This is a genomic window from Microbacterium sp. SD291, from assembly GCF_017355365.1.
Classification (GTDB): domain Bacteria; phylum Actinomycetota; class Actinomycetes; order Actinomycetales; family Microbacteriaceae; genus Microbacterium.
On the sequence record NZ_JADIJR010000022.1, the window covers coordinates 41166 to 53790 of the forward strand.

At 67.2% G+C, this 12625-nt stretch carries 12 protein-coding genes; 11 read left to right on the top strand and 1 reads right to left on the bottom strand.

The annotated features are described in order from the left end of the window. The first annotated feature begins 57 nt into the window (after positions 1-57). Genes IPV10_RS12360 through IPV10_RS12380 form a run of 5 tightly spaced genes read left to right on the top strand, consistent with a single transcriptional unit; the run spans position 58 to position 5089 of the window. Positions 58-1356 (top strand): NAD(P)/FAD-dependent oxidoreductase, encoded by a 1299-nt coding sequence (locus IPV10_RS12360; RefSeq protein WP_207484303.1) that lies wholly within the window; start codon positions 58-60, stop codon positions 1354-1356. After that, positions 1353-1802: a RidA family protein gene (locus tag IPV10_RS12365; protein ID WP_207484305.1), complete on the top strand. Its 450-nt coding sequence runs from the start codon at positions 1353-1355 to the stop codon at positions 1800-1802. Before IPV10_RS12360 ends, IPV10_RS12365 begins: the two co-directional genes overlap by 4 nt. Then, positions 1799-2470 (top strand): DUF1028 domain-containing protein, encoded by a 672-nt coding sequence (locus tag IPV10_RS12370; RefSeq protein ID WP_207484307.1) that lies wholly within the window; start codon positions 1799-1801, stop codon positions 2468-2470. Before IPV10_RS12365 ends, IPV10_RS12370 begins: the two co-directional genes overlap by 4 nt. Continuing rightward, positions 2463-3614, top strand: a complete 1152-nt coding sequence (locus tag IPV10_RS12375) for an amidohydrolase (RefSeq protein ID WP_207484309.1) — start codon at positions 2463-2465, stop codon at positions 3612-3614. The genes IPV10_RS12370 and IPV10_RS12375 overlap by 8 nt, the downstream gene beginning before the upstream one ends. Continuing rightward, entirely contained in the window at positions 3611-5089 is a 1479-nt protein-coding gene (locus IPV10_RS12380) for an aldehyde dehydrogenase family protein (protein ID WP_207484311.1), read from the top strand. The genes IPV10_RS12375 and IPV10_RS12380 overlap by 4 nt, the downstream gene beginning before the upstream one ends. Positions 5090-5113: 24 nt before the next feature. Here IPV10_RS12380 and IPV10_RS12385 read toward each other — a convergent pair whose 3' ends face one another. Then, the gene (locus tag IPV10_RS12385; RefSeq protein WP_242684929.1) at positions 5114-6277 is read right to left on the bottom strand and encodes an MFS transporter; all 1164 of its coding nucleotides are present in this window, start codon (positions 6275-6277) and stop codon (positions 5114-5116) included. Positions 6278-6690: 413 nt separating this feature from the next. Here IPV10_RS12385 and nrdH point away from each other — a divergent pair, with 413 nt between their 5' ends. The 6 genes from nrdH (at position 6691) to IPV10_RS12415 (ending at position 12450) form a co-directional block, all read left to right on the top strand. After that, the gene (gene nrdH, locus IPV10_RS12390) at positions 6691-6924 is read left to right on the top strand and encodes a glutaredoxin-like protein NrdH (protein WP_207484315.1); all 234 of its coding nucleotides are present in this window, start codon (positions 6691-6693) and stop codon (positions 6922-6924) included. Positions 6925-6959: 35 nt separating this feature from the next. Then, complete coding sequence (nrdI, locus tag IPV10_RS12395) at positions 6960-7391, top strand: class Ib ribonucleoside-diphosphate reductase assembly flavoprotein NrdI (RefSeq protein ID WP_207484334.1); 432 nt, start codon at positions 6960-6962, stop codon at positions 7389-7391. Beyond that, positions 7388-9532 carry a class 1b ribonucleoside-diphosphate reductase subunit alpha gene (gene nrdE / locus IPV10_RS12400; RefSeq protein WP_278249342.1) on the top strand — a complete coding sequence of 715 codons (2145 nt, stop codon included), beginning with the start codon at positions 7388-7390 and terminating at the stop codon, positions 9530-9532. The genes nrdI and nrdE overlap by 4 nt, the downstream gene beginning before the upstream one ends. Before the next feature lie 37 nt (positions 9533-9569). Next, entirely contained in the window at positions 9570-10550 is a 981-nt protein-coding gene (nrdF, locus tag IPV10_RS12405; protein WP_207484317.1) for a class 1b ribonucleoside-diphosphate reductase subunit beta, read from the top strand. A gap of 363 nt (positions 10551-10913) precedes the next feature. Then, entirely contained in the window at positions 10914-12185 is a 1272-nt protein-coding gene (locus IPV10_RS12410; RefSeq protein ID WP_207484319.1) for a site-specific integrase, read from the top strand. A gap of 58 nt (positions 12186-12243) precedes the next feature. Further along, positions 12244-12450 carry a helix-turn-helix domain-containing protein gene (locus tag IPV10_RS12415; RefSeq protein WP_207484321.1) on the top strand — a complete coding sequence of 69 codons (207 nt, stop codon included), beginning with the start codon at positions 12244-12246 and terminating at the stop codon, positions 12448-12450. Positions 12451-12625: the final 175 nt, after the last annotated feature.

Below are 12625 nucleotides of genomic sequence, written 5' to 3' on the forward strand. Positions count from 1 at the left end.
TGGAGGGCTTCCTAGCCTGAAAGCGTCCAGTCGAAACCGGAGCAGATGGAGGTCGGGATGCCGATCGAAGAGACCGACGTCCTCGTCGTCGGAGCGGGCCAGGCAGGCATCGCGATGAGCGAGCACCTGCACGAACGTGGCATCCGCCACATCGTCGTGGAGAAGGACCGCATCGCCGAGCGCTGGCGGACAGGGCGCTGGGACTCGCTCGTCGCCAACGGGCCGGCCTGGCACGACCGCTTCCCGGGTCTCGCCTTCGATGTCGACGCCGATGCCTTCGCGACCAAGGACGACGTCGCCGCGTACTTCGACGCGTACGCGGCGAAGATCCAGGCGCCGGTTCGCACCGGCGTCGACGTCACCGCCGTCCGCCGCCTCCCCGGCCGTCCCGGCTTCGAGGTGCAGACCTCCGCCGGCGTCATCCGCGCGCGTCACGTCGTCGCCGCCACGGGGCCGTTCCAGAAGCCCGTCGTCCCCGCCGTGGTGCCGGATGCCGCCGGCATCCGCCAGCTGCACTCCAGCGCGTACCGCAACCCGCGGGAACTCCCCGAGGGTGGCGTCCTCGTCGTCGGCGCCGGATCGTCCGGCGTGCAGATCGCGGACGAGCTGCGCAGGGCCGGCCGTCAGGTGCACATCGCCGTCGGCCCGCACGATCGTCCGCCGCGCAGCTACCGCGACCGGGACTTCTGCTGGTGGCTGGGCGTTCTCGGCAAGTGGGAGGCCTCGGCGCCGCGTCCTGGAGCCGAGCATGTGACGATCGCGGTGAGCGGTGCCCGGGGCGGTCACACCGTCGACTTCCGCCGCCTCGCGGCCGAGGGCATCACGCTCCTCGGACGCGCGGGCGCGTACGAGGACGGCGTGATGCGGTTCGCTCCCGACCTCGCGAAGAACATCGCCGCAGGAGACGCGAACCACCGCGAGCTCCTCGACGAGGCCGACGCCTATATCGAGCGCAACGGCCTCGACCTTCCGGAGGAGCCGGAGGCGCGCATCGTCCTTCCGGACCCGCCGTGCCTGACCGAGCCGATCCTCGAGCTCGATCTCGCCGCGGCCGGCATCACGACGATCATCTGGGCCACCGGCTTCGCGGTCGACTACTCCTGGATCGAGCTCGACGCCTTCGACGAGCGCGGGCGGCCACGGCATCAGCGCGGTGTCTCCGTCGAGCTCGGCCTGTACTTCCTCGGGCTGCCCTGGCAGTCCCGCCGCGGATCGAGCTTCATCTGGGGCGTCTGGCACGATGCGCGCTACCTCGCCGACCAGATCCAGATCCAGTGCGGCTACAGCGCGTACGCACCGACCTCGACCGCCGCGCCCGCGGAGGGCGCCCTCCTCGCGACCGGAGCTCTGTCATGACGAACCACACCCGCATCCGTCCCTTCAACACGAAGGTCACCTATCCCGAGCAGAACCTCGACAACGACCTCTGCCAGGCCGTCGTGGCCGGCGGCGTCGTCTACCTGCGAGGGCAGATCGGGCAGGACCTCGAGACGCGCGAGTCGGTGGGCATCGGCGATGTCGAGGCGCAGGCGGAGAAGGCCATGGCGAACATCGCCATGCTGCTCGAGGAGGCCGGCTCGTCCCTCGACGACATCGTGAAGGTCGTCGTCTACCTCATCGATCCGCGCTACCGCGAGCCGGTCTACCGGGTGATGGGGCGCTGGCTGAAGGGCGTCTTCCCGGTGTCGACCGGGATCGTGGTGAGCGCGCTCGCCCGCCCCGAATGGCTCGTCGAGATCGACGCGACGGCTGTGCTCAGCGACCCTGCCGCGACGGTCCGGGCGGCTGGGGAGGAGCTATGACGTTCTCGATCGTCGCCCGCGACGCCGCCGGGGCCTTCGGATCGGCGATCTGCTCGTCGTCCCCGGCGGTCGCCGCGCGCTGTCTCTCGCTCGCCGACGGCGTGGGAGCGGTGAACTCCCAGAACATCACCGATCCGCGGCTCGGCCCGCAGATCGTCGAGCGCCTGCGCGCCGGCGCCTCGGCCCAGGAGGCGATGGATGCCGTGATGGCGAGTGCGGAGAACACGGAGTTCCGTCAGGTGCTGGTCGTCGACGGCACCGGAGGCACGGCCGTGCACTCGGGGGAGCGGGCGCTCGGCATCTTCGGGGATGCTGCAGGTTCCGGTGTCGTCGCGGGCGGCAACATGCTCGCCGCGGCGAGCATCCCGCATCTCATGATCGAGGCCTTCGAGAGCGCGAACGGCGACCTGGAGCACCGCCTCCTGGCCGCGATGCGCGCGGCGATGGCCGCGGGCGGCGAAGCAGGACCCGTGCACTCGGCGGGCCTCTCCGTCGTGCACGACGCCGGATGGCGCGTCACCGACCTTCGTGTCGACTGGACCGAAGGCGACCCGATCGGCGAGCTCGGCGAGCTGCTGGAGCTGTGGATGCCGCAGCGCGACGCGTACGTCATGCGCGCGCTCGCGCCCGACGCCGCACCGTCTTACGGGGTACCGGGCGATGAGTGACCGCCACGCGACGCTCAGGGCCGCAGCGGATGTCGCCGTGGCCGGGGCGTCCGCCGACCTCATCGCGCTGTCCGAGACGTTGCACGCGCACCCGGAGACCGCATGGAACGAGCACCGTGCAGCGGCCTGGGTGGGCGACGCCCTCGCCGGCGCCGGGTTCCGGGTGACGCCCGCGTACCTGGGCCTCGAGACGGCCCTGCTCGCCGAGGCGGGTTCCGGGCCGGTGACGATCGGCGTGATGGCCGAGTACGACGCGCTCCCCGGGCTCGGTCACGCCTGCGGGCACAACCTCATCGCCGCGAGCGCCGTCGGGGCCGGGCTCGCGCTCGCCGGGCTCGCCGACGAGCTGGGCATCACGGTGCGCGTGTACGGCACCCCCGCCGAGGAGGGCGGCGGCGGCAAGATCGAGCTCATCGACCGCGGCGCCTTCGCCGACCTCGACCTCGCGATGATGGTGCACCCCGCGCCGGTCGACGTGGCGGAGGCGCGGCCGTTCGCGGTCGCGCACAGCCACGTCGCCTACGACGGGGTGTCCGCGCATGCCGCCGCCTACCCCGACCAGGGCGTCAACGCGAACGACGCCTTCGTCATCGCCCAGGTCGCCATCGGTATGCTGCGACAGCAGCTGCCGGCCGACACCAGGGTGCACGGCATCCAGACCATCGGCGGCTACGCGCCCAACGCGATCCCGGAGCGGACCGAGGGTCGCTGGTACTGGCGGGCGAACTCGCTGGACGAGCTGGCCGTGCTCGAGCAGCGGGTGCTCCGCTGCTTCGAGGCGGGAGCGCTGGCGACCGGCGCCGCGCTCACGGTCACGCCGGAATCGAAGCCCTACGCCGAGTTCCGCACCGACGAGCGCGCCCTCGCCGCGTACCGGCGCGGTGCGCTCGAACGGGGGCGCGTGTTCGCCGACCCGGCCGTCGCCGGACGCATGAACCGCGCCTCGACGGACATGGGCAACGTCTCGCAGATCGTCCCCGCCATCCACCCCTACATCGGCGTCGGCTCGCTGCCGCACTCCAACCATCAGAAGGAGTTCGCGGCCGCTTGCATCGGCCCGGTCGCCGAGCGCGCGCTCCTGGACGCCGCCGTGCTGATGGCGTGGACGGCGATCGACACCACACTCGAAGGAAGAACAGCATGAGCACCATCGACTGGCAGACCCGCGCCGGAGAGCTGCGGATCGACGGACGCGCCGTCATCGGCGGTGAGCGGGCGGATGCCGGGGAGTCGACCATCCCGGTGATCAGCCCCGGCTCGCTCACCCATCTCGCCGACCTCTCGGCGGGCACCGTGGAGGACGTCGACATCGCGGTGCGGCATGCGCGCACGGCCTTCGAGGACGGCCGCTGGAGCCGGATCGGCGCGGCCGAACGCGGGAGCATCCTGATCCGCCTCGCCGAGCTCATCGAGGAGAACCTCGAGGAGCTCGCGCTGCTGGAGACGCTCGACTCCGGCAAGCCGATCACGCAGACGCTCGCCGTCGACGTGCCGGGCACCGCCGAGACCTTCCGCTGGTACGGCCAGCTCGCCGACAAGCGCTACGACGAGATCCCGGCGACGCCCCCGGGCTCCACGGCGCTCGTCCGGCGGGTGCCCCTGGGCGTCGTCGGTGCCATCACGCCCTGGAACTATCCGCTCGAGATCGCCGCATGGAAGCTCGCGCCGGCGCTCGCCGCCGGCAACAGCGTCGTGCACAAGCCCGCGGCGGAGACGTCCCTCACCGCTCTCCGGCTGGCCGATCTCGCCCTCGAGGCAGGGCTCCCCGCCGGCGTGCTGAACGTCGTGCCCGGCCGCGGCTCCACGGTGGGCGGGCGCATCGCCCGGCATCCCGACATCGACGTGCTCGCGTTCACCGGCTCCACCGCCGTCGCCAAGCAGCTCCTCATCGACTCCGGCTCGTCCAACATGAAGCGGGTCGCGCTGGAGGCCGGCGGCAAGAGTGCGAACCTCGTCTTCGCGGATGCCGATCTCGCGCTCGCCGCGCAGAAGGCGGCCTTCGGCGCCTTCTACAACCAGGGCCAGGTGTGCTCGGCGAACTCCCGCATCCTCATCGAACGCTCGGCGCACGACGAGTTCGTCGCACTGCTCGTCGAGGCGTCACGGGCGTACGAGCCGGGCGACCCGCTCTCCGGCGGCGACGGCAACGGCAGCCTGATCAGCACCGCGCACGCCGACGACGTCAGCCGTGCGATCGAGGCGGGCGCCCGCGACGGGAGCCTGATCAGCGGAGGCGAGCGGGTGACCATCACCGGCTCCGACGCCTATCTGCGCCCGGCCATCGTCACCGGACTCGGCGCCGATCACGAGCTGCACCGGGCGGAGGTCTTCGGGCCGCTGGTCGCCGTGCTGCCGTTCGATGCCGAGGAGGAAGCCGTGTCGCTCGCGAACGCGACCGAGTACGGGCTCGCGGCGTCGCTCTGGACCAGCGATCTCTCGCGTGCGCACCGCGTCTCCGATCGGCTTGTCGCCGGGACCGTGTCGGTGAACACCGTCGACGCGCTCGGACTCACCACGCCGTTCGGCGGCTTCGGGCAGTCGGGCTTCGGTCGAGACCTGTCACGGCACGCGCTCGACAACTACACCGACTGGAAGACCACCTGGTTCCAGCACGGCTGATCGCCGTGCCGTCGGCCGTCGCCCTCAGGAGGGTGTGACGGCCAGCGGCTCGGTGTCGGGGTGCGGGCTCGCGTCGCGCCCCCGCAGGTCGGGGAACGCGCGGACGAAGACGATCGAGACGACCAGGCCGACCGCCGCGAACAGCGTCGCCGCCAGGTAGGCGCCGCGCCAGTCGGTGATGTCGACGAGGAAGCCGGCGACCGCCGAGCCTGCCGCCGCGCCGATGAGCTGCCCCGTGCCCGCCCAGCCGAACGCCTCGGCGGTCTCGCTGAACTTGACGCTCGCGGAGGTGATCGCGAACAGCATCGCGAGGGCAGGCGCGATGCCGATACCGGCGAGGATCAGGGTTCCGCCGAGCCAGAACACGTTCAGCATCACCATCGTCAGCGCGAGCCCGACCGTGACGATCAGGAGGCGCCGAGCCATCGCCCACGGGCCGATCGGGAGATGCCCGAACGCGAGTCCGCCCGCGAGGCTGCCTGCTGCGAAGACCGCGAGCACGATGCCGGCCTCGAGGCTGCCGTGCTCGAACGTGGCGACGACGCCGACCTCGACGGCGGCGCACGCACCGATCAGGAGGAACCCGATCACGGTCGCCATCAGCACAGGCGGCTTGAGCACCACCTTGCCGAGCGGGTTCCTGCTGCGGGGGATGCGGACCCGGCCGACCTCGGGGGAGAGGATGAACCACGCCCCTCCTCCTATGAGGAACACCGCCACGAGCAGCAGTCCTTCCACGGTGCCGATCTGGGTGGAGACCAGGGTGATCACGACCGGGGCGAGGATCCAGATGATCTCCTGCAAGGAGGCATCGAGCGAGAACAGCGGGGTGAGCTGCGAGGAGTTCACCAGCTTCGGGTAGATCGTGCGCACCGCCGACTGGATCGGCGGCGTCGAGAGGCCGGCGAGCATCCCGAGCGCCATGCAGCCGCCGACGTTGAGGGGGAGGAGCGCGAGCCCGAGCACCGCGAGCACGCACACGCTCAGGGTGAGGGTGAGCACGCGCCGCATCCCCCAGGCGCCCATCCATCTGCTCGTGATGGGGCCGGCGACGGCCTGGCCGACGCTGGTCGCGGCGAGCACCAGGCCTGCGGCTCCGTACGATCCGGTCTGCTGCTCGACGTGCAGCAGGATCGCGAGCGAGCTCATCCCGTTGGGGAAGCGCGCGGTCAGCTGTGCAGCGATCATGCGCGCCACTCCCGGCGTGCGAAGAAGATCCCGGTATCCCGCCACCAGACCACGGTACCGGGAGGGGGCGACGCGACGCGAAGAGCCGTCGTCCGCGACACGCCGCGACACGCCGAAGGACGTTTTCCACAGGAAACCGGATGTCGGATGCCGCGCGTAGCGTGCCACCTGTGGATGGATCTGACGAGGGTGTCCGAGAGCCGCGGTTTCACGCGCTTCGCAGGCCCTCCGGCGAGGCTCCGAGCTGTGGAAGAAACGGTGGAGAACCTGTGTTGTATCAGTGGAGAGCAGTGGAAAACTACACGGATGTAACTACTACCCCTTGTGGTCGCCCTCAATGTCCGTCCCCATATGTAGTATTGAACTCCCGGCGGGGGGACTGCCGGATAAAACAGAGATCTGAGGGGATTCACATGTCGATCACCGTCTACACGAAGCCTTCCTGCGTTCAGTGCAACGCGACCTACCGTGCGCTGGATGCCAAGGGCATCGAGTACGAGATCCTCGACCTGTCGGAGGACCCGACGGCCCTGGAGCACGTCAAGGCGCTCGGCTACATGCAGGCGCCGGTCGTCGTCACCGACGAGGGCCACTGGTCGGGCTTCCGTCCCGACAAGATCGACGAGCTGGCTTCGCGCCTGGCCTAGTCCGACAAGCTCACCAACCCGAGGGGGCAGCTGTGATCATCACTGAGACAGCAGCGCCTCTCCTGGTCTACTTCTCGAGCGCGTCGGGCAACACCGCGCGCTTCGTCGAGAAGCTCGGGCTTCCGGCCCGGCGCATTCCGCTCCACCGGCAGGAGGAGGAGCTCGTCATCGACGAGCCCTTCGTGCTGGTCACCCCCACCTACGGCGGGGGTGAAGGGCGCGGCGTCGAACGAGGTGCCGTGCCCAAGCAGGTGATCCGGTTCCTCAACGACGAGCGCAACCGGCGCCACATCCGAGGAGTCATCTCCGCGGGTAACACCAACTTCGGCGAGTCGTTCTGTCTCGCCGGTGACATCATCAGCCGCAAGTGCCACGTGCCTCACTTGTACCGGCTTGAAATCTTCGGCACACAGGACGATGTCGATCGCGTGACCGACGGATTGGAACGACAGTGGGATCTTCGTTGACCGAGACAGTGGCATTCAAGGCGAACCCCGCGTATGAGGGGCTCGACTATCACGCGCTCAACGCGATGCTGAACCTCTACGACGCGGACGGCAAAATCCAGTTCGACGCCGACAAGCGCGCCGCGCGGGAGTACTTCCTGCAGCACGTGAACCAGAACACCGTGTTCTTCCACTCCCTCAAGGAGCGCCTCGACTACCTGGTCGAGAAGGAGTACTACGAGCCGGCCGTGATCGAGCAGTACTCGCTCGAGTTCATCCAGAAGCTCAACGACCTCGCGTACGGCAAGAAGTTCCGCTTCGAGACCTTCCTCGGCGCGTTCAAGTACTACACGAGCTACACGCTCAAGACCTTCGACGGCAAGCGCTACCTCGAGCGCTTCGAGGACCGCGTCGTCATGACAGCGCTCGGACTCGCCGACGGTGACGAGAAGCTCGCTGTCGCGCTGGTCGAGGAGATCATCTCCGGACGCTTCCAGCCGGCGACCCCGACGTTCCTCAACGCGGGCAAGGCGCAGCGCGGCGAACTCGTCAGCTGCTTCCTCCTGCGCATCGAGGACAACATGGAGTCGATCGCCCGCGGCATCAACTCCGCCCTCCAGCTCTCCAAGCGCGGCGGCGGCGTGGCGCTGCTGCTCTCGAACATCCGTGAGGCCGGAGCTCCGATCAAGCAGATCGAGAACCAGTCCTCGGGCATCATCCCCGTCATGAAGCTCCTCGAAGACAGCTTCAGCTACGCCAACCAGCTCGGCGCGCGTCAGGGTGCGGGTGCGGTGTATCTCAACGCGCACCACCCCGACATCATGCGCTTCCTCGACACCAAGCGCGAGAACGCCGACGAGAAGATCCGCATCAAGACGCTGTCGCTCGGCGTCGTCGTGCCGGACATCACTTTCGAGCTCGCCAAGAACGGCGAGGACATGTACCTCTTCTCGCCGTACGACGTCGAGAAGGTCTACGGCGTTCCGTTCGGCGACATCTCGGTCACCGAGAAGTACCGCGAGATGGTCGACGACTCGCGCATCAAGAAGACGAAGATCAACGCGCGCGAGTTCTTCCAGACGATCGCCGAGATCCAGTTCGAGTCGGGCTACCCGTACATCATGTTCGAGGACACGGTGAACAAGGCGAACCCGATCAAGGGCCGCATCAACATGTCGAACCTCTGCAGCGAGATCCTGCAGGTGAACACGCCGACGACGTACAACGACGACCTGTCGTACGACCAGATCGGCAAGGACATCTCGTGCAACCTCGGCTCGATGAACATCGCGCTGTCGATGGATGCCGATGACCTCGGTCAGACGGTCGAGACGGCGATCCGCGCGCTGAGCGCGGTGAGCGACCAGAGCCACATCCGCTCCGTCCGCTCGATCGAGGACGGCAACGACCGTTCGCACGCGATCGGCCTCGGGCAGATGAACCTGCACGGCTACCTCGCCCGCGAGCACGTCTACTACGGGTCCGAAGAGGGCATCGACTTCACGAACATCTACTTCTACACGGTGCTGTTCCACGCGCTGCGCGCCTCGAACAACCTCGCGATCGAGCGCAAGCAGGCCTTCGACGGGTTCGAGGACTCGACGTACGCGTCGGGGGAGTTCTTCGACAAGTACATCGAGCGCGCCTGGGTGCCGGAGACCGAGAAGGTCAAGGAACTCTTCGCCGGCAAGCACATCCCGACGCAGGCGGACTGGGTGGCGCTGAAGGCGTCCGTCCAGGAGCACGGCATCTACAACCAGAACCTGCAGGCGGTGCCCCCGACCGGCTCGATCTCGTACATCAACAACTCGACGTCGTCGATCCACCCGATCGCGTCGAAGATCGAGATCCGCAAGGAAGGCAAGCTCGGCCGCGTCTACTACCCGGCAGCATTCATGACGAACGACAACCTGGAGTACTACCAGGACGCGTACGAGATCGGCTATGAGAAGGTCATCGACACGTATGCGGCGGCCACGCAGCACGTCGACCAGGGCCTGTCGCTGACGCTGTTCTTCAAGGACACCGCCACCACGCGCGACATCAACAAGGCTCAGATCTACGCATGGCGCAAGGGCATCAAGACGATCTACTACATCCGTCTGCGTCAGATGGCGCTCGAGGGCACCGACATGACCGAGTGCGTCTCGTGCATGCTCTGACCCCTCAGGCTCAGCGACTCTCGACTAGGAACCCATCATGACTCCCCACCCACAGATCAAGCTGGTCGCCAGCGTGCAGGCGATCAACTGGAACCGCATCCAGGACGACAAGGACCTCGAGGTCTGGAACCGTCTGGTGAACAACTTCTGGCTGCCCGAGAAGGTGCCGCTGTCGAACGACGTCCAGTCGTGGAACACGCTGACGCCTGAGGAGCAGCTGCTCACGATGCGCGTCTTCACCGGGCTCACGCTGCTCGACACGATCCAGGGCACCGTCGGGGCGGTCTCGCTGATCCCCGACGCGATCACCCCGCACGAGGAGGCGGTGTACACCAACATCGCGTTCATGGAGTCGGTGCACGCGAAGAGCTACTCCTCGATCTTCTCGACGCTCGCGTCGACCAAGGAGATCGACGAGGCGTTCCGCTGGTCGACCGAGAACCCGAACCTTCAGAAGAAGGCTCAGATCATCATGGACTACTACCAGGGTGACGACCCGCTCAAGCGCAAGATCGCCTCGACGCTGCTCGAGTCGTTCCTGTTCTACTCGGGCTTCTACCTGCCGATCTACTGGTCGTCGAAGGCGAAGCTGACGAACACCGCAGACCTGATCCGCCTCATCATCCGCGACGAGGCCGTGCACGGGTACTACATCGGCTACAAGTTCCAGAAGGGTCTCGAGAAGGAGACCGAGGAGCGCCGTCAGGAGCTGAAGGACTACACCTTCAACCTGCTGTTCGAGCTCTACGACAACGAGGTGCAGTACACGCAGGACCTCTACGACGGCGTCGGTCTGACCGAGGACGTCAAGAAGTTCCTGCACTACAACGCCAACAAGGCCCTGATGAACCTCGGCTACGAGGCGATGTTCCCGTCGACCGTCACGAACGTGAACCCCGCGATCCTGTCGGCCCTCTCGCCGAACGCCGACGAGAATCACGACTTCTTCTCCGGCTCGGGTTCGAGCTACGTCATCGGCAAGGCCGAGGCGACGGAAGACGACGACTGGGACTTCTGAGAGCTTCTCTCTGAGGTCTCGGCGAAACAGCTGGTCAGAGGCCCGGATCCGCGAAATCTCGCGGGTTCGGGCCTCTTTCGTGCCCTCTTCGAAATGACAGAGGAGGACAGAGATGACCAGGAATACCCGTTCGGTGGGGCACGCGGGTGGCACGAGCACACCTCCCTCATGGAGGCGAGAGGGTCCGGCACCCGAAATTTCGGGTTGGCGAGCGGCCGAGGGCGTGCCACTTCGTGCCACAGGTGATCTACGAAATCCCTCACGATCCGCGGAAATATGCGGATCCTGGGTCTCATGGGCATCGAGTGGCATGGAGTGGCACGACGGTCCAGGCGCGTCCGTTCGAGTCCACGGGAGGGCACGATGAGTGCATCGAAGCGAGAGTCGTGGGGCAGCCTGCGCAAGCTCCCTTCTGGCCGCTGGCAAGCGCGCTATCCCGGACCCGACGGAGAGACATACACGGCTCGGACCGAGGGCGACAAAGCGCTGACGTTCCTCACGAAGACGGACGCGCGGACATGGCTTGCCGCCGTGCACACGAAGATCTCGCTCGGCCAGTGGAAACCGCCAGCGGCCGTAGCGGCACAGAACCGCGCCGAAGCCGCTGCGGAGAAAGCGCGGTCGATGGGGTTCGAGGAGTACTCGGAGCGATGGGTGCAGATGATCAAGACAGAGCGCAATCGCAGCGGCAAGATTCGGGCAATCGCAACCGTCCGCTCGTATCAGAGCAAGGTCAGCGGTTACCTCATTCCGGAGTTCGGTGACACTCCGGTGAGGGAGATCGACGTGGACCGCATCCGAGTGATGACGCAGCGACTCGACCAGATCCCTGCGCCGTTGAATCCGAAGTCGAAGTTCAACGGGATCACGCGGCCGGTGCTGATCGTGCTCATGATGATCTTGCGCCAGGCGGCCCGCGACGCGATCATCCCTGCGGCACCGAGCATCTCCATTCCGCGTCAGGAGTCGGTGCGTCACGATTCTGACCACGACGAAGGTGAGGATGTCGTGGCGCCCAGGCAGGTCGAAGCGCTCTACGCGGCGGTTCCCGAGCAGTGGGCGATCATGGTGCCGCTTGCCGCCTGGTGCCAGCTGCGTCGCGGGGAGTGCCTGGGACTCCAACGGCGCGACATCGAGTGGCACGATGACGGCAGCGCAACCCTGCATGTGCGTCGTCAGCTGAACGCCAACACTGGTGACTACACCGACACCAAGAGCGATGCAGGCAAACGGTCGCTCAGCATCCCGAAGCTCATGACCGTTCGACTCAAGCAACACCTGGCTGACAACGTCGCCGCCGAAGCCAAAGCGCCGGTCGTTCCGGCGAGCGTCAGGGGCAGCATGCCGCTCTCGAACACTCGCTGGGGGTACGTCTGGGCCGACGCGCGAGACGGCGTCGACGGCTTGCCGCATCGTTTCCGCTTTCACGACCTGCGACACACGGGCCTGACAATCTTTGCTCAGGAAGGTGCGACGCTCGCTGAGCTGATGCGTCGGGGCGGGCACGCGGATATTCGAATCGTGCTGCGGTACCAACACGCCACCATGGACCGTGATCGCGAGCTGGCGAATCGAATGAGCGACCGAGTCGTCGAGAACATCGCCCGCGCGCTGGAGGAGGATGAGGAGACCTAAGCGGACAGCCGCGGCCACCTGTGAAGTGACACGAGTCCACTCACGGGGAGGTAGCGCCATGACTGCTCGAACTCGCTCCGAGGAGCACGACACCGGGTTGGTCTCCCTGGCGATCGCGGCTGAGAGCTTGGGTGTCTCGGTCAAGACGATCCGACGTCGAATCTCCGACGGCACTGTCCGGGGATACAGGGTCGGACGCCTCATCCGCGTCGACCTGGACGAGCTGCGGCGGAGTCTCGTCGTAGAGATCCCGACGGCGGGGTGACCGCTACAACACTCGAGTGTTCGGCGAGACGACATGAGGTGCCCCCGGGCGGATCGCATTCCGCTCGGGGGCGCTCGTGTTGTCCCCGAGCATTCGCACGACATCGGGTCCGCAGGTGACGACACGGGCACGACCGTCTTGAAGGAGACGGTTCGTACCGGCGCTGGCAGCGCTC